The 16,984-nt window shown below is 59.6% G+C and carries 13 protein-coding genes; 4 read left to right on the plus strand and 9 right to left on the minus strand.

Annotation, left to right across the window (positions count from 1 at the left end; genetic code table 11):
- The first annotated feature begins 210 nt into the window (after positions 1 to 210).
- On the plus strand, positions 211 to 1,869 hold the full coding sequence (locus HNO82_RS17225) for an acyl-CoA synthetase (protein ID WP_175344539.1): 1,659 nt from the start codon (positions 211 to 213) through the stop codon (positions 1,867 to 1,869).
- Positions 1,870 to 1,879: 10 nt separating this feature from the next.
- Here HNO82_RS17225 and HNO82_RS17230 read toward each other — a convergent pair whose 3' ends face one another.
- Positions 1,880 to 3,157: a DUF445 domain-containing protein gene (locus HNO82_RS17230; protein ID WP_175344540.1), complete on the minus strand. Its 1,278-nt coding sequence runs from the start codon at positions 3,155 to 3,157 to the stop codon at positions 1,880 to 1,882.
- Positions 3,158 to 3,415: 258 nt separating this feature from the next.
- Here HNO82_RS17230 and HNO82_RS17235 point away from each other — a divergent pair, with 258 nt between their 5' ends.
- Positions 3,416 to 3,676: a helix-turn-helix domain-containing protein gene (locus HNO82_RS17235; protein WP_175344541.1), complete on the plus strand. Its 261-nt coding sequence runs from the start codon at positions 3,416 to 3,418 to the stop codon at positions 3,674 to 3,676.
- 144 nt (positions 3,677 to 3,820) lie between these two features.
- Here the strand turns inward: HNO82_RS17235 and HNO82_RS17240 are convergent, their stop codons facing one another.
- The 8 genes from HNO82_RS17240 to HNO82_RS17275 all read right to left on the minus strand — a co-directional run bounded on the left by HNO82_RS17240 (position 3,821) and on the right by HNO82_RS17275 (position 15,724).
- Positions 3,821 to 6,154, minus strand: coding sequence for a putative bifunctional diguanylate cyclase/phosphodiesterase (locus HNO82_RS17240; RefSeq protein WP_175344542.1), 2,334 nt, complete (start codon positions 6,152 to 6,154; stop codon positions 3,821 to 3,823).
- A gap of 41 nt (positions 6,155 to 6,195) precedes the next feature.
- Positions 6,196 to 7,056: a transporter substrate-binding domain-containing protein gene (locus HNO82_RS17245; RefSeq protein WP_249777034.1), complete on the minus strand. Its 861-nt coding sequence runs from the start codon at positions 7,054 to 7,056 to the stop codon at positions 6,196 to 6,198.
- 353 nt (positions 7,057 to 7,409) lie between these two features.
- Positions 7,410 to 8,060 (minus strand): M48 family metallopeptidase, encoded by a 651-nt coding sequence (locus tag HNO82_RS17250; RefSeq protein WP_175344544.1) that lies wholly within the window; start codon positions 8,058 to 8,060, stop codon positions 7,410 to 7,412.
- Positions 8,061 to 8,139: 79 nt separating this feature from the next.
- Positions 8,140 to 11,421, minus strand: a complete 3,282-nt coding sequence (locus tag HNO82_RS17255; RefSeq protein WP_175344545.1) for a type I restriction endonuclease subunit R — start codon at positions 11,419 to 11,421, stop codon at positions 8,140 to 8,142.
- Positions 11,418 to 12,578 carry a restriction endonuclease subunit S gene (locus HNO82_RS17260; RefSeq protein WP_217509950.1) on the minus strand — a complete coding sequence of 387 codons (1,161 nt, stop codon included), beginning with the start codon at positions 12,576 to 12,578 and terminating at the stop codon, positions 11,418 to 11,420. The genes HNO82_RS17255 and HNO82_RS17260 overlap by 4 nt, the downstream gene beginning before the upstream one ends.
- A gap of 13 nt (positions 12,579 to 12,591) precedes the next feature.
- Positions 12,592 to 13,641 carry a virulence RhuM family protein gene (locus HNO82_RS17265; RefSeq protein WP_175344547.1) on the minus strand — a complete coding sequence of 350 codons (1,050 nt, stop codon included), beginning with the start codon at positions 13,639 to 13,641 and terminating at the stop codon, positions 12,592 to 12,594.
- Entirely contained in the window at positions 13,634 to 15,145 is a 1,512-nt protein-coding gene (locus HNO82_RS17270; protein WP_175344548.1) for a type I restriction-modification system subunit M, read from the minus strand. Before HNO82_RS17270 ends, HNO82_RS17265 begins: the two co-directional genes overlap by 8 nt.
- 3 nt (positions 15,146 to 15,148) lie before the next feature.
- Positions 15,149 to 15,724, minus strand: coding sequence for a restriction endonuclease subunit S domain-containing protein (locus HNO82_RS17275; RefSeq protein WP_249777036.1), 576 nt, complete (start codon positions 15,722 to 15,724; stop codon positions 15,149 to 15,151).
- Between the two features lie 125 nt (positions 15,725 to 15,849).
- Here HNO82_RS17275 and HNO82_RS17280 point away from each other — a divergent pair, with 125 nt between their 5' ends.
- Positions 15,850 to 16,152, plus strand: a complete 303-nt coding sequence (locus HNO82_RS17280; protein ID WP_175344550.1) for a DUF3892 domain-containing protein — start codon at positions 15,850 to 15,852, stop codon at positions 16,150 to 16,152.
- Between the two features lie 418 nt (positions 16,153 to 16,570).
- Positions 16,571 to 16,933, plus strand: a complete 363-nt coding sequence (locus HNO82_RS17285; RefSeq protein ID WP_175344551.1) for a Shedu anti-phage system protein SduA domain-containing protein — start codon at positions 16,571 to 16,573, stop codon at positions 16,931 to 16,933.
- Positions 16,934 to 16,984 lie beyond the last annotated feature (51 nt).

Here is a 16,984-nt window from a genome sequence, read left to right on the forward strand (position 1 = left end):
AGGAGCCCGACGCACCATGGGGAGAAGCGGCAGAGGTTGCGCGGCAAACTCGTCAGAGTTCGACGAAGGACATTGCGTGGATGTCGTTTTGTTGTGCCATGCCGATCCTCGGCGGGGGCGCTATGATAGGCGACGTGCCGGCCCGACCGGCACATGCGGAGCCCGGCCCCATGCAGGCAGGGCCCATCGAACCCCCATAGGAGACAAGACGTGCCACCAGACCTCGCGCCACGCCCCGCCATCACCTCGGCCCACTATCGTGCCGACGCCCCCGCTGCCTATGACTGGCAGATCCCCGAGTACTTCAACATCGGCCTGGCCGCCTGCGACCGCTGGGCCGATGGTAGCGACCGGCCGGCCATCATCGCCGAGGACGCCGATGGCACGGTCACGACCTGGAGCTTCGACCAGCTCAAGCGGCTGAGCGACCAGTTCGCCAACGTGCTGAGCGAGGCCGGCATCAAACGCGGCGACCGCATCGGCATCTATCTCTCCCAGCGCATCGAAACCGTCATCACCCACATCGCCGCCTACAAGCTGGGCGCGGTGACGGTGCCGCTGTTCTACCTGTTCGGGCCGGAAGCCATCGCCTATCGGCTCGACAACAGCGAAGCTTCTGCCCTCGTCACCGATGCCTCCGGCATGGACAAGGTCCATCTCGCAGGCGAACTGCCGGCGCTGAAGGTAGTGTTCTGCGTGGAGCAGTCCGATATCGTGCTGCCGCAGACCACCGATTTCTGGGACCGTCTGCGCGCTGCCCCGGCCGTGTTCGAGCCGGTCATCACGCTGGCCGATGATCCGGCCATGATCATCTATACCTCCGGCACCACCGGCAAGGCCAAGGGTGCGCTGCATGCGCATCGGGTGCTGCTGGGGCACCTGCCGGGCGTGGAAGTCTCGCACGACAGCTTCCCGCAGCCGGGCGACCGTTTCTGGACACCCGCCGACTGGGCCTGGATCGGCGGCCTGCTCGATGTGCTGTTGCCCTCGCTGTATCACGGCGTGGCGGTGGTGGCGCGGCGGCTGGAGAAATTCGACGCTGCGACCGTATTCGGCTTGCTGGCGCGGCACGCGGTACGCAACGTGTTCTTCCCGCCGACCGCACTGAAGATGCTGCGCAGCACGCCCGATCCGCGCGCGCAATGGGACTTCGCGCTGCGCAGCGTGGCCAGTGGCGGCGAGACGCTGGGCGACGATCTGATCGCCTGGGGTCGGACGGCACTGGGCCTGACCATCAATGAGTTCTACGGTCAGACCGAATGCAATCTGGTGGTATCGTCCTGCGCGCAGCTCTATCCCGGTGCCTCCGGCAGCATGGGGCGGGCGGTGCCGGGACATGACGTGCAGATCGTGGATGAGGAGGGCCATGTCCTGCCGCGCGGCGAAGTGGGCAACATCGCCATTCGCGCGCCGGATCCGGTGATGTTCCTGCGCTACTGGCGCAATGAAGAGGCCACGCGCGAAAAGTTCGCAGGCGATTTCCTGCTCACGGGGGACCTGGGCAACATGGACCCGCACGGCTACATCCGCTACCTGGGCCGCAACGATGATGTCATCACCAGTGCCGGCTACCGCATCGGCCCGGCGCCCATCGAGGAGTGCCTCATGCGTCACCCGGCGGTGCGCATTGCGGCGGTGGTGGGGGTCAAGGATGCCCTGCGCACGGAGGTGGTGAAGGCTTTTGTCGTCCTCAAGGAGGGACATGCTCCAGAAGCCGCCCTGGTGAAGGCCCTGCAGGAGCATGTGCGTTCGCAACTGGCAGCGCATGAATATCCGCGCGAAATCGCCTTCGTCGATGCGCTGCCCACTACGGCCACCGGCAAGATCATGCGCAAGGCGCTCAAGGAAAGCGCAGAGCGGGCCCCCTGAGGCGATGGGCTCAGACCCCGTGCACCAGCCATTGCATCAGCCACGACAAGCCGAACAGCAGGGCCCCGATCAATGCGCCGACCAGGGTGCCGTTGATGCGGATGGCCTGCAGGTCGCGGCCGATGTTGAGTTCGATCTGGCGTGACAGCTCGGCCGTATCCCATTGCTTGATGGTGTGGCTGATATGGCGCGTGAGCAGTTGGGCCACCTCCGGACCGAGACTGGCGATGGCCTGTTCCAGATGCGTATTGAGCGAGGCGCGCAGCGGGGCATCATCCTGCAGGGCAAGGCCGATCCAGCGGGTGGCGGCGCTGGCCCGGGCATGCAGGGCCGAATCGGGACGCGCCAGGTCCTGCCGCAGCCACTGGCGCAGGCTGTCCCACAGGCTCGCCACATAGGCGTTCACTGCCTCGCCCTGCACGATCTCGTGCTTGATCTCTTCGGCACGTGCGCGCAGAGCCGGATCGTCCTTGAGCCGCGCCACGAAGCCGGCCAGCTGGTGGTCGAAGGCCTGTCGCAGCGAATGCTGCGGATCATTGGCGATGCCGGTGAGCAGCTTGTCGAGGATGTCGGCGAGGGTATCGGCGGACTTTTCGCCGATCCAGTTCGAGGGCAGCAGTTTCTCGATCTTGGGATATTCCCGCTGCAACCATTCCACCATGCGCTCGGCGATGAAGGCCCGTGTCTGTTCGCGGTTGAGCAGCTCGGCCAGCGCCACGATGGCGCGGTCCAGCAATTGCTGATGGCGCCCCTCCAGCGTGAGCGTATCGAGAATGCTGGCCAGTGAATGCGACAGGTCCAGCTTGCCCAGCGCAGCCTGCAGGGCCTCGCGCACGAAGCCCTGGATGCGACGGTCATCGGTGAGCGTGAGCACGCCGCCCACGGCCTGCGCCATGTAGCTCCCCAGGCGCGCGGCATTCTCGGGCGCGGCCATCCACGCAGAAAGCCACTGTGCCGGATCATGGCGGCGTACCAGCCCAAGCAGCGACTGGGGACTGAGGAATTTTTCTTCTACAAAGACCGCCAGGCTGTCGGCGATGCGGTCCTTGTTGCGCGGGATGATGGCCGTGTGGCGCGCCAGAAACGGCAAGGGAATGCGACGAAACAGGGCACTCACCGCAAACCAGTCGGCCAGCGCCCCGACCATGGCAGCCTCGGCCATGGCGCGCAGCAGAGCGCTCCAGACAGAGGGTGGCAACAGCGAGGCGAGCACGAACAGCAGCGCCGATCCCAGCAGGCAAGCCAGGGCGAGACGCTTGGTATGGCGCAAGGTTTGTTGTTTATCCATGGCATGGCGTGAGAAATGCCGGGCGAGATGCTCGCGGCATGAGACGGGGAGTCAAAACAAAGTACAAAGTTCTGAAGAATTTCGAAAGATCACTAGTAGTTTTTCGAAAAATGCCTACTGAAAGTTCGGCAGGAATCTCGATAAATTTCGATTATTCATCACGACATTCAGGCGTATAAGTGATTGTCACCGATAGTTTGTGCCTTTGTAATTGTAGCTAATCGACCGTCACCCCTAGCCGCACCGATCCTTGCGCTCATGAAAAATTCAGAGACTCCACCGAGCGCCCGCGTCATCTTCGGACAAAACGTCCGCAGGGTACGCCGGCTGAAAGAGATGTCACAAGAAGAGCTGGCCTTCCGCGCTGACATCAGTCGCACCTACCTGAGCGAAGTCGAGCGAGGGGAAAGGAATATTTCCGTCGACAACATGGAGGCCCTGGCCTTCGCGCTGGAGATGGAACTGCCTGACCTCATGCGGACCAGTCTTCTTTCACTGCCAAGCGAGGATTCGCGCTGAGCATCGACATCTCGACTTGAATGCGCCGGGCGGGCGCCAGGTGCGCCCCATTGCGTTACGCCTTTTTTTAACTTTCTGGTACGCGTTTTCGTTTGGCTTTTTTGCAGGTTTTGCTGCAGGTCTTCCTGTTCGCCAGGGCAATGCTCAGGAAGCAATCCGTCTGCCTTCCAGCAGCGTCGTGAACTGCTCGCCCGGCATGGGGCGGCCGTACCAATAGCCTTGATACAGCGTGCAGCCCTGCGCATGCAGCATGTCGCGTTGCTCCATGGTCTCCACACCCTCGGCGATGATGGACAGCCCCAGGCTCTGGCCCAGCATGATGATGCTGCGGATGATGCTGCCGGTAGCCGCATCGTCCTGCATCCGTCGCACGAAGCTCTGGTCGATCTTGATCTGATCGATGGGAAAGCGGCCGAGATAGGACAGCGAGGAATAGCCGGTCCCGAAATCATCGAGCGAGATGGCGACCTCATGTGATTTGAGGTCATTCATTTTTTCGATGACCTCATCGATGCGCTCGACCATCATGCTTTCGGTCAGCTCCACCTTCACTGCCCTGGCGCTGATGCGGTGCTGGCGGATGGTTTCGTGGAAACGTGCCACGAAATGATCGACCTTGAATTCCTGTGCCGAGACATTGACCGCCACCACCAGCTCCTGCCCCAGGTCTTCGCGGTGCCAGGTTTCGAGGTCCTGGCAGATGGCTTCCAACACCTGGTGGCCGATCTCCTCCATCAATCCCAGCTGCTCGGCCACCGGAATGAACAGCGCCGGGGACACCATCCCCTTGGTCGGATGCTGCCAGCGCACCAGCGCCTCGGCTCCCACGACGTGACCATCGAAGGTGACCTGCGGCTGGTAATGGACCACGAACTGGTGCTGCGCCACCGCCGTGCGCAGTTCCACTTCCAGCGCGCTGCGCTGGCTGGCCAGGGCCTGCATGGCCGGATCGAAGAAGCGGAAGACATTGCGGCCCGCAGCCAGCGACTGCACCATGGCCAGCTTGGCCTGCATCACGGCTTCCTCGGCCGATTGCACGTCGCCGCGCAGGATGTTGATGCCGATGTTGAGGGAGTAGGGGAAGCTCACTGTGGACCCGCGCGGTTCGGCCAGTGCGGCCATGAGGCGGTTGGCCAGCGCTTCGCAGAAGTGGATGCCTTCAGCCAGTTCGCTGACGGCCAGATCGCAGCCCAGCGCAAAGCGCTCGCCATCGAGCCGTGCCAGGGTCTGGTCGGCGGCGACACAGGCCCCCAGCCGTCTCGCACATTCCTTGAAGAGCCGGTCCGCATCATCGGTCTTGAGCAGGCCGTGCGACAGGTCGGCGCGATGCACTTCCATGTAGAACACCACCAGCGGCAAGCCATGTGACTGCTGCCGCCCCAGGCCACGCCGCAGGCGATCCAGGAACAGCTTCTTGTTGGGCAACTCGGTCACGGGGTCATAGAAGGCCAGGCGGTCAATGCGGCTTTCTGCTTCCAGTCGTTCGGAGACATCGATGATGACCCAGATCTGATCACTCTGGCGACTACCATCGATGAGCGAGGTATGCAGTTCAGCGGGGAAGTTGCGGCCATCGGCGCGCTTGAGCAGAACGATCTCGCCGGCCGCGCCGCGCGGACGCACCAAGGTCTGGTTGACGTAGACGCTCTGGTGCTGCGCATCCTCGAAGATCTGTGCACTGGACAAGCTGGTGAGCGCGGCGCCGTTAAGCGCCAGCATGGATTGCGCAGCCTCATTGGCGAAGGCAATCCGTCCATCACGCACGAACAGAACGCCAGCCGGGATGTTGCCGAGAATCGCCGCCTGTTCGTCGAAGAGGGTCTTCAGGCTGATCTGCATGGCATCCATGCGGTGTGCCAGGAGGCCAATCTCATCCTTTTGCGGGAGTGCGATGCGGGTATCAAAGTGCCCGCGCTCGATGTGTCCTGCGGCGATGGTGAGCTTGCGGATGGGCGCGAGAATGCGGCGATAGACCAGCAGTCCGATGATGAGCAGGGCGGCCACGGCCTGCGCCAGCAGCACCAGTGTCTGGAAGCGCTTGTCGGCGGCGAGCTTGTGCTGCAGCTGAGCATCGGACACCACCACCTGCACGCTACCGAGCGTGATCAGGCGTTCCGGCTGCTGGATGGTCAGGGGCAGTGTGCGCGTGAGCAGATTGCCCATGCTGCGCAGCGGTTCTTGCTTGCGTACGAGGATTCTGTCCTCGGGGTCGCGCACTTCCACCGAGACCACCTGGGTATCGAGCATGCTTCCTTGCAGCAGGGCCATCATGCCGGACTGATCGAGGTTCCATACCGGCAGCAGCAGGCTGTGCGCCAGGGTCTGGCTTTTTTCGTCGACCAGGTCGGTCATTTCCTGACGGATCTGCTGCTCGCGCGTGTCGTTGAGCACGGTCAGGGCGATCACCACCGGCAAGCTCAAGGCCACCAGCAGCGCGCAGGCGATATAGAGGCCGAGGCTGGTTGTCTTCTTGAGCATGGCGGGCCGTACGGGTCAGGGTTGGAAGATGGCTTGATGGACTATTTGAACCAGTCCATCTTGTAGGTCTGGATCGCCTGGTGTTCGATGGGGGTGAGGCGATCGTTCTTCAGTTCGATTACGCGCGGATGTGTCCCCAGCATGGCAAGGCGCGCGTCGCGCGTGGAGCGGTGTTTCTGGATGAGGTCGAGCAGGGCGCGGTTGCGATGGATCTTGCGCAGGCCATCAAGCAGGGCGTCGCGGATATCGTCGCGGCCGGGCGTGGTGTAGAAGAACAGGTCGGCCGGGTAGTACAGCACCAGGTCGGGCACGATGGCCAGCTGGTGGGCGGGATCGTAGGTTTCCAGTTCACTGGCGGCCTCGAAGATGGAGCGGTTGTAGAAATCGAAACGGCCGGCCTTGAGCATCTCGAACAGGTTCAGGTAGTTGCTCTGGACCACCTTGAGCTGGTTGGACTGCATGATGCTGGTATCGACCCAGCCGATACCGGAGCCGATGGTGAAGGCGCGCAGATCATCGAGGCTACGGATGCTGCGGGCACGCTCCAGGCTGTGGCGGTTGGCCAGCAGCACGCGGTAGCCGCCGCCACCGAGGTAGATGGGGAAGGGGATGGCTTGCAGCGAGCGCGTCATCCCGCTGCCTGCCGAGGTCGCCAGCAGATTGCAATACTGTCCGGTCTGGACCAGTTCCACATAGCGTTGGTCGGAGGTCGCCACATCGGCCACCTGGCAGCCCTTGATGGAAAAGGGGCGGCCACTGGCACGCATGGCCAGTTCGAGGACGGCCTTGCGGTAGTTGATCAGGGGATTGTCGTCATTGAGATCGGCGAGTTTGATCTCGATGACTTGCGCATTGGCGGCGGGTGATTGGGCGCGGGCGAAGGCGGCGCAGAGCAGACTCATCGCCAAGACGAGCAAGACCGCAGCTACGCTTCGGGCGCTCGACTTGTCTCTACTCATGGCGGTGTGGGCTCGAATTGTTCAGTTGATGTTATTCAAGCGAGCGGGGAACCGCAAGGATTTGTGTGGGGTGGTGAGAATTTTGTGGCGGGATGGCAATGGGCGAGGTAGTCGGGTGCAAAGACAGACGCCATGAGGAATTGAGATTATTTACATTGCGAAATACTGAAGTTGAGAACTGTCAGGGGTAATGTTCTTTGGATTGAATCCGGGAGTATCAGGGACGAGCCATACCGGTTGTTCATTGCGCGTCATGCAGGTGAACGACATCAGGTTTCGCAGAGGATATTAGGGCCTTACCTGTTGAGCAACAGCTCCGCCAGCTCATCGAGCTCCGCCTTGCGCGCCTCCCAATCCGGCAATGCTCGCGCCAGGTGCTTGTAGAAACGATCGCTGTGGTTGTGCTCACGCAGGTGACACAGTTCGTGTGCAACAACGTACTCGATACATGGCCTGGGTGCCTTCACCAGAGATGGATTGAGCAATATCTCGCCTTTAGGTGAGCAACTGCCCCACTGAGTGCGCATGGACAGCAGACGCACCGGTGGCAATGTTCTGCGCAGTCCCAGGCGTGGAGCCATCTCCAGGAGCACCTTGGCAAATACATCCGCTGCACGCTGCCGGTACCAGTCCTCCAACAGTTTGCGCACAGCCAGGGCGTCTGGCCTCACGGCCCTGATCTCCAATCGGCCGCGCCATAGACGCACACCCGATTCGCCACCTTCGGCGCACAAGACCTTCAGCATGTGACGCCGGCCGAGATAGAAGTGTGTCTCACCACTGACGTATTCCCTGGGAAGTACGTGCAGTCTGCGCCGCGTCACTGCTTGCAACTGCTGCCAGATCCAGGCTGCACGCTTGCGCACAGCTCGCTTGATCTCTGGCAGTGCCGTCCCCTCAGGTGCATCCACCTGTACAGCCCCCTCCGGGCTGACATGGATCGACACGCGCCGTGTCGGTCTCGGCAGATACCTCAGAGAAAAGCGTATCTGCTGATCTCCGTAGATCACGGCATGTAGCGTCAATTCACACCCCACCACGAGCCAGGCCCACTCGGGTGACCTGGATAACCTGGTCGATGGCTTCCTTGGCCTTGTCGAGCCCCATCAATCCGAAGAGTGCAGGAAGCAATGCCTTGCGGATGGCTGCCTCGATGTTCTGGGGGTTCAATGAATGTTCGGCCACGGCCTGCCGCACCACGGCATCGATTTCTTTGGCTTGCCCAACCCATGCCGCTTGATCCGTTTCTGCAAACGCATCCTCACCAAGTACCAGACGACAAATACCAAAATAGGCGCGCAGATGCTTGCTCTCACTGAGTTCAGCCGGCAGACCGCCGACGTCTCGCGCATCCACCTGCTCTTCGAACTTCTTGAGCAAGGCGTACTGCTTCAACGGATGATCGAACATGGCCTCAGCCTCGGCGATGGCCTGCTTGAGCAGATCTGCAAACACCTTTTGCGCATAGGGGTCGTCGGCCAGATCCTGTTCGATGGTCTTCTTCAGACGGGTGCGGATCATATCCGTCTCATTGCGGGTCTTTTCTTCACTCCATTGTTCGACCTCTTCAGGTGCGCCCAGCTGGTGAACCAGGTAAACGCCCTTGGGCTCGCGGACCTGGCTTCCTACGACCTGCTTGTCCACCAAGCGGCGAATCTGCTGTTCATACACGCTGTAGTCAACCGTCTCCAACGCATCCTGGCGAGCGATCGTACGCAGGCTGGTGAAGAAACGCAGGTCCTCCTTGTATCGATGAACGTCGGCCTCGGAGAAACTGTGGTCTTCGAAGAAACTTCGTGAAGACAGTGCCGTCTGCAGGCAAAGGCCAAACGCGGTCAATGCGCTGTAGAAGTCGTCGCGAACCTTCTGCCGCGTATCATAAGTTTGGCCGTCTTCGTCCTCGGCGTAGCGGGGCATCAGCAGCTGCCTGTACTGCTCCAGATCCTGCTTGTTCTGCACCTCGGCGAAGATCGCCCGCAGCTCATCGTACAGGCCCGGCAAGCGCTTGTACTCGGTGCTCATCTGCTGATAGAGACCCTCGATATCTGCCAGCTCGTAGCCGCCTTGCGTTCGGTTCTCCAGGTCTTGATAGGCACGCACGGCCGTGTCCAACTCCTTCAGGATGCCACGGTAATCCACCAGTACACCGTAGCGTTTGGCTTCGTGCAGGCGGTTCACGCGGGCCACGGCCTGGATCAGGCTGTGCTCCTTCAAGGGCTTGTCGATGTAGAGCACCGTGTTGCGCGGCTCGTCGAAGCCCGTCAACAGCCGGTCCACCACGATCAACAGATCCGGCTCGCCGTCGCTGCCAAAGTCTTGCAAGACCTGTTGCTCATAGCCCTCGGCATTCTTGCCGACATGACTGTTCCACCATTTCTGCACTTCGGGCAGCTTGCTCTCATCCACCTCGGTATTGCCTTCACGGCTGTCGGGTGCGGAAATGATGACGGCACTGCTCACCAGGCCCGTGTCATCAAGGTACTGCTTGTAGCGAATGGCTTCCAACTTGCTGGCGGTGGCCACCTGACCTTTAAGACCTTGCCCGAGCTTTTTGATGTTCTCGTTGAAATGTTGGGCGATATCCCAGGCGATGAGTTCGATGCGGTTGGCGGCTCCATAAACGGCCTGCTTGTTGGCGAACTTGCGCTTGAGGTCGGCGGCCTGCTCAGGGCTCAAACCCGCCGTGATCCGATCAAACCAGCGGTTGACGGCCTCTTCATTGATGGTCAGTTCCGGCACACGCTCTTCATACAGCAGCGGTGCCACCGTGCCGTCTTCCACCGCACGCTGCATGGTGTAGGCATGCACGATGGAACCGAATTTGTTGGCCGTCTTGTCCTTCTTCAACAATGGCGTGCCGGTGAAAGCCACATAGGCCGCACGCGGCAGCGCCTTGCGCATGCGCTCGTGGGTTTCGCCACCGTGACTGCGGTGGCCTTCGTCTACCAGCACGATCATGTCTGCCGATGGGTTGTAGCACTCGGGCAGCTTGGAGGCAGTAGCGAACTTCTGCAGCAGAGTGAAGATGATGCGCTCTGACCCTTGGCCAATGCGCTTGGCCAGCTCACGGCCCGAGCCCACCTTGGCTTTCTCGCCGTCCTTCTTGGTGGCCACGGCGGAGCCGAAGGCGCCGCTGTTCATGAAGTTGCGCGCCAACTGGTCTTCCAGATCCAGCCGATCGGTCACCACCAGCACGCGGCAAGCCTGGGTGCTCTGGTGCAGCACCAGTGCCTTGGTCAGGAAGACCATCGTAAAGCTCTTGCCGGAGCCGGTGGTGTGCCACACCACACCGCCTTCGCGCCCGCCATCCGGCTTGCGCTGGTTGATCCGCTCCAGCAAAGCCCGAATGCCGAAGAACTGCTGGTAGCGGGCCACTACCTTGCCTGCCTTGCGATCAAACAAGACGAACAGGCGCAGGTATTCCAACAAACGCTGCGGATGCAGCAAGGCTGCCAGCAGGCGGTCTTGTTCGTTCGGGAGCAGTGGCTGCGCCCATAGTTGCCGGAAGTAGCTTTGCAGCTTGCTTGGCTTACCGGCCAACAATGCGGCTTCAGCGTCGGTGCTGAGTGGCAGATTCTTCCACTCGCGCAATTGCGCGTCACTAAACTCTTCTTCACGCCAGCGTGCCCAGAACTTCATGGGCGTGCTGGTCGTGCCATAGCGTGCTTCGGTGGGGCTCACGGCCAGCAGCAACTGGGCATAGGCAAAGAGTTGGGCAATCTCGTCCGGCCGCTGGTTGCGTAACTGCTGGCTGATGCCTTCCTCGACCATGGCTTGGCCCATATGGCTGGCATCGGGACGCTTGGCCTCGATCACCACCAACGGCAAGCCATTCACATAGGCCACCACATCGGGGACACGATGATGGGTGCCGTGAGTGGACAACACCTCCAATTCTTCGGTCACGTCCCAGCGGTTGGCGGCCGGGTCATGCCAATCGATGAGGGCAATGGTCGGCTGGTGCTTCTTGCCATCGGGCATGAACTCGGTGACGGTCACCCCCAGCGTGAGCATCTGGTAGACCCGCTCATTGGCCGGCAACAGGCCCTCGGTCAGGTTCACCGCCTGCACCTGCCGCAGGATCTGATCGATGCCGCTGGGGGAGAGCGGGAACGACTCTCCCTTGTAGTCGAAGCGCCGGGTTTGCAGTACCTCAATCAGGCGCGTCTTGAGGATGACCTCGCGTGTGGTGCCGCGCAAGGCCAGCGCCTGGGCCGTGCTCAGGAAATTCCAGCCCAGATTGATCAGCAGATGCAGCGCCGGGATATGGGCGCTGTATTGCTCGCGAGTTTGGGGGAGGGCGCTCATGCGGCCTCCGGTTCTGCCGTCGTGTCGGGCATACGAACGCGACGTTTGCCGGTTAGGAGGTCGGCCATTAGGGCGCGTTTTTCAGCCTTGAGCGCCTCAAGATGGTTCGCCAGCAGCTCGATCTCATGCTCAGCATCGTTCAAGACATCTGCAACCTTTCGCTGGACTTCAATTGGCGGAGACGGAATTTTCAGGAATGCAAAGTCGTCATAACTGATCTGCTTGCCATCGCGGATGCCAATAACAGCTACAGACAACCGGCTGATGAAGTCTCTCGATTTGAAGTAGTGGCGATAGAAGTCATCGCAAATCGGCAGCTTGGCGCGTAGCACCGTGTATGCCGGACTGACGAGCCCTCTGAATTTTGAGTATTCAAGGCCCCCTTCGAACGAACGCAAGCTGATGACAAAATCACCCGGTTCTACAAGCTTGTAACTATCGGTGGCCCCTTCGGGCATGACTACCTTGCGATCCAGCAGACGTCGGGGAATTACACCTTGCTCCTGAGTGACCGACAACAGCTCGGCGTTTTGATTGCGGCGAATCGATATAGGCGTAAACAGGTCTGACGCATGCGGCCGAAGAGCAGCTTCACTATGATTTTTCAAACGTCGTCCACCCCAATCAAAAGCTTGGGAAAGTGCGTCCTTCTGTTTGCAGTTGTTAATGAGTTGCCTTTCGGCCACGTCGATAGCGGCCTCCCATACCGCTAGCGCATCTGCAATCCGACGTTGTGCATTCAGATCCGGAACCAATACTTCCTGACGATCAATGTCGGACTTCTTAACGTGAACGAGTGTGGCCTTGAAGCCATGCGCATTGGCCTCGATGCGATCGGTCACATGGCGCAGGGCCCAATACAGCCAGTTCTTGTCGATGCCTTCTCTGGCGCTAACTTTGAAGATATGTTGGTTGAGTACCCCTGTACGACCGCTCCAGATGGCGGGACCGAACGACACACCCTTCGTTCCGGCCCAAGCAAACAGCAGTTGTCCAGGCTCCACCAGCCAACGCGTCTGAACTGGCCCTGAGTAGTAATCGAAGTTGGCGCCACCGTTCAAGTTTTGAATTCGTATGATCGGGTAGCCTTGAGTGCCCCAGTCTTCGGGGCCGAAGCCATTTCCGTTCTGCATTTGGCAGATGTCAGCAACCGTCATGCGGTGCCATCCTTCAGGCAACATCTTTCCCTCCCTTACCGCTCTTGCTCCGACTAGCTAGCTGCTTTTCCAGCTGCTCCAGTTCTTGCATGTCCGCGCGATCAGCCTCCAGCGCCTCGGCCTGCCGCCGAGCCGCATCAAACTGCTCATAGCGTTCGTGCGCAATCGTCGTCATGGCCTGATGGCTCATGCGGCCCGGGCCCTGCAACACGGCCTGCTCGTTGAAGGTCATGAAGCTGTCTACATAGGCTCGCCAATCCGCCATGCGCAAATCCTTGCGCTGCATGGCACGCAGCTCGGCGAAGTCCAGGAACAGGCTGACAATGCGGTTGAGCTGGTCCAGTTCTTCGGCGTTCAGGTAGTTCTTGGCCACAGTCACATCACCCTTGCGGACTCGCCCGTCCTTCCAGGACGTGAGCGCCATGTTGGGCTGAGCGGGGTCGGCGCGCTGCACGATCAATTCAGCGGCTGTGTTGCCAGTCACAGCAAAGAACATCTTGTTCTGCACTTCAGCGAAGAAGAGACCAGTGGCTTGGCCATCGTCCGCGTAGTCCACCGAGAGCGCGAACAGGTCACGCACCTTTTGGTAGAAGCGCTTTTCCGACGAGCGTATGTCGCGGATGCGTTCAAGCAGCTCGTCGAAGTAATCCCAGCGATCGCCACCCGTCAAACGCTCGTCATCCATGACGAAGCCCTTGATCAGGTATTGCTTGAGGTGGGTGGTGGCCCACTGCCGGAACTGGGTGCCGCGTGGCGACTTCACCCGGTAGCCGATGGCCAGGATCATGTCGAGGTTGTAAAGCTTGACCGTTCGGCGGACCTGGCGGCTGCCCTCGGTTTGAACTATTAAGTCATCTTTAATAGTTCGAACTTCCGTCAACTCCCCCTCATCCAGCACGTTCTTGATGTGAATGTTGATGTTCGGGATGGAGGTCTGAAAGAGCTCAGCCAATTCAGCCTGGCTGAGCCAGACCGTGCCATCCTCGGCGCGCAGGAAGAACTGCGCTGAGCCATCCTCAGTGGCATAGAGCACCAGTTCTGCGCGGGGCCTCGGTTCACTCATAGCCCAGTTCTTTCAGATAGCCGGCCATTTTTTCCTCCAGCACCGCCAGCTCGGCTTTGAGCTTCAGACGTTCTTCGCGCACGGCCTTCAGGTCGATGGCCTCGGCCTCTTCGAAGGTGTCCACATAGCGCGGGATGTTGAGGTTGAATTCGTTTTCGGCAATCTCGGCCGGGCTGGCGAGGTAGGCGTACTTTTCGACGCTCTGTCTTTCTCGCACGGTTTGCTCGATGCGCTCGAGGTCTTGCGGGCGCAGTACGTTCTGGTTTTTACCATCCTGAAAGTCTCGGCTGGCATCGATAAAGAGCACCTTGTCGTCGGACTTCTTCTTGCGCAACATCAGGATGGCGGCAGGAATGCCGGTGCCGTAGAACAGCTTCTCGGGCAGGCCGATGACCACATCGAGCAGGTTTTCTTCGATCAGCTTCTGACGGATCTTGCCCTCGGCGGCACCACGGAAGAGCACGCCGTGCGGCACCACCACAGCCATGCGGCCCGTGCCCGGCTTCATGGTTTCGACCATGTGCAAGATGAAGGCGTAGTCAGCCTTCGTGCGCGGGGGCAGGCCACGGCGAAAACGCTTGTACGGGTCATCGGCAGCGGCTTCGTGTCCCCACTTCTCCAGCGAGAAAGGCGGGTTGGCCACAACGATATCAAAGTGCTTGAGCAAGCCCTTGCCATCGAGCAGCTTGGGGTTGCGCAGGGTGTCGCCCCACTCGATACGGTGATTGTCCTCGGCATGCAGGAACATGTTCATCTTGGCCAGCGCCCAGGTGCTGCCGATGGCCTCCTGTCCAAAGAGCGCATATTTGCGGCTACCCGCCTTGGCGCGAATGAGCTGTCCACATTTCATCAGCAGGGAGCCTGAGCCGCAGGTGGGGTCACAGATTTCGTCACCTTCCTCGGGCGCCATCAGGCGCGCCATGAGTTGGGACACTTCGGGTGGCGTATAGAACTCGCCGGCCTTCTTGCCGCTGGTCGAGGCGAAGTTCTTGATCAGGAATTCATAGGCATTGCCGATCACGTCCAGGCTGCCGACCCGGCTCTCACGAAGATCGAGCTCGGGCTTGGCAAAGTCTTCCAGGAGGTGACGCAGGATGTCGTTCTTCTGCGCCTCGTCGCCCAGCTTGGTGGAGTTGAAGCTGATGTCCTGGAAAACATCCCGCAGCTTCGTCAGGTTGGCCTCTTCGATAGCGTGCAAAGCCTTGTCGATTCGCTCGCCATTGCCGGGCTGATGTCGCGCTTCATGCAAGGCGTAGAAGTTGGCGCTGCGAGGCAGTACAAAGCGCTCGTTTTTCAGCAGCTCTTCAATCAAGGCCGGGTGATCCCCGTGCTCGGCCTTGTAGCGGTCGTAATGGTCTTGCCAGATGTCGGAAATGTACTTCAGGAAGAGCATCGTCAGGACGTAGTCCTTGTAGATGCTCGGGTCCACGGTACCGCGGAATGTGTCGCAAGCATTCCACACGGCGGCGTTGATGGCGTCTTGCTGGATGGGGGTAGCACTCATGGGTCAGTTAGCTTGGGATTCGTCAGAAAAAAGGGCATGCGCCAGCGCATCGAGCTGCTGCTGGCGGTTGCGGATCAAGGCATGGAGCTGTCGCTCTTCGTGCACGGCTGCTTCAGCCAGTGAAACGACCAAGTGTTGCTGTTGAAGCGGTGGTAATGCCAGCGGCAGTGCTTCCAGCACTGGGCGGCGGATGCTGAGCTGGTCAGAACCTTCGGCATTGCTGGCCAAGTAGCGCTGGGCCGGAGCCCGGTTGATTTGCCAGGCCAGAAATTCAGGCAACAGCACTTTCGACTTGATGCGAATCAAGAAAAAAGTGGGGGAACACACCGTCGGTTTGGGCACCTCCCGCAAACAAACAGCGTAGTTTCGCGCGCCCCGGGCAACAAATACGACGTCGCCTGGCTCCAGCCATTGAACAGCTTTACTGGTATCGACCTCGGTGCGGACGAGTCCATCCCATCCCACTTCACCGTTGGGACTCAGGTCACGCATTTGCAACGCAAACGCGTTCCCGGATTCCACGAGCGGCACGCTACCGCGGAAGGGATGCCCCGCCTGGACATCGGCCAGAGTTTTCAAATTACAGTTCATTTGCATAAATCCGATTGATGCCGAATTTTGCTTGCACAGCTCACGGAAAGCAATTACATTGTGATCTGCATCGCATCATTCCGATTGATGCACATTAAATAAAGGGGTTTCAAATGAAAGAGTACCAAGTGAATTGTGTGAACAAGCCGAATCGCAACAGTGCGCACGAACACATCACGCATATCGGGCATACCGGCAACAAATGGCGTCTCAGCCGTGAGGCAGCCATTGCCCGCATCGAGTCCAAGACCGAAGCGTTCTACATCGTCGATAAAAGCACCGGCAAACGCGTCTACATCGGCGTAGTGCGTGAAGCGGGCAAGATGCCTTATCTGCGGACGTACGCGGACGGCAAATGGAATGACAACTTGCTGGCGCAAAGTGAGTGCGGCACGGAGTGCGCGTTGATTGGCTGATCGCAAGTGGACCGGCCGAGCACGGCCGGGTCTTGGTTTCAATATTTGAATTGGTGAATAAAGATGAAAGTAAGTGACTTCGTACACCGTTACCCGACGTTTGTTGGGAGGCGGAGGGATGGAATCTGCCGAGTGAGAGTTTTTGTGACAGAGCCCTCTTCGGTCATCGCGCTGCTGACTGATATTGGAGATCTGAACTCCGGAGCTTCAGTGACGAATTCCGTAGAGAACATCTGCCTGTCATTGACCAGGGGGAGGGCTTGTCCCTGCTGACTGCCGGTTCGTCGAGCATTACCCTGAAAACTCATTTCGAGGCGATACATTTGACCTGATCACTTTAGGCAAGGGCAATTCGCCTGGTTGGAAAGCAATTACCCCAGCAGAGGCAGAATCGCTTCTGCAGTGTGGTGCGGAGGAATTGAAATCAAGAATTGAGGATAGTCAGCCGCTGTTGAATGCGGCGGATCGCATTCGGTTTGAGATTGATCCGCACATCGACTCGCCCTGGCCTGAAAATCACGAGAAGACATGGCGTCGGAATCAAATCGAAGCGGGCATGATTTCCAAGAAGGAATTGGCGGAACTGGTGGAAGGCAACGCAACCGAACAAGCGCTGCAGAAATTATTGAAGCAAGATCTTTCGATATTCGGTGAAATCTACGCAGACCCGAAGGAGGAATACATCTGTTTCTCGGAATTCGCGCTGGATGCGGGTCGGGTGGACTTTGTAGTCTTCTCTGGCAGATCCAGAATGGACGTTACCTTCATTGAGGTAAAGTGACCTGCTCCCCAAGATTAGTACGGTAATGATGTAGAGTCTGCCCCATACGGA

Origin of the sequence: Herbaspirillum sp. C9C3 (assembly GCF_013359625.1) — a bacterium.
In the GTDB taxonomy this organism is placed as follows: domain Bacteria; phylum Pseudomonadota; class Gammaproteobacteria; order Burkholderiales; family Burkholderiaceae_D; genus Herbaspirillum.

Bases quoted from the DNA above. Each gene is read 5' to 3' on its own strand.
- HNO82_RS17230 (WP_175344540.1), bottom strand. From the start codon at position 3,157: ATGGATAAACAACAAACCTTGCGCCATACCAAGCGTCTCGCCCTGGCT.
- HNO82_RS17235 (WP_175344541.1), top strand. From the start codon at position 3,416: ATGAAAAATTCAGAGACTCCACCGAGCGCCCGCGTCATCTTCGGACAA.
- HNO82_RS17240 (WP_175344542.1), bottom strand. From the start codon at position 6,154: ATGCTCAAGAAGACAACCAGCCTCGGCCTCTATATCGCCTGCGCGCTG.
- HNO82_RS17245 (WP_249777034.1), bottom strand. From the start codon at position 7,056: ATGAGTCTGCTCTGCGCCGCCTTCGCCCGCGCCCAATCACCCGCCGCC.
- HNO82_RS17255 (WP_175344545.1), bottom strand. From the start codon at position 11,421: ATGAGCGCCCTCCCCCAAACTCGCGAGCAATACAGCGCCCATATCCCG.
- HNO82_RS17260 (WP_217509950.1), bottom strand. From the start codon at position 12,578: ATGACGGTTGCTGACATCTGCCAAATGCAGAACGGAAATGGCTTCGGC.
- HNO82_RS17265 (WP_175344547.1), bottom strand. From the start codon at position 13,641: ATGAGTGAACCGAGGCCCCGCGCAGAACTGGTGCTCTATGCCACTGAG.
- HNO82_RS17270 (WP_175344548.1), bottom strand. From the start codon at position 15,145: ATGAGTGCTACCCCCATCCAGCAAGACGCCATCAACGCCGCCGTGTGG.
- HNO82_RS17280 (WP_175344550.1), top strand. From the start codon at position 15,850: ATGAAAGAGTACCAAGTGAATTGTGTGAACAAGCCGAATCGCAACAGT.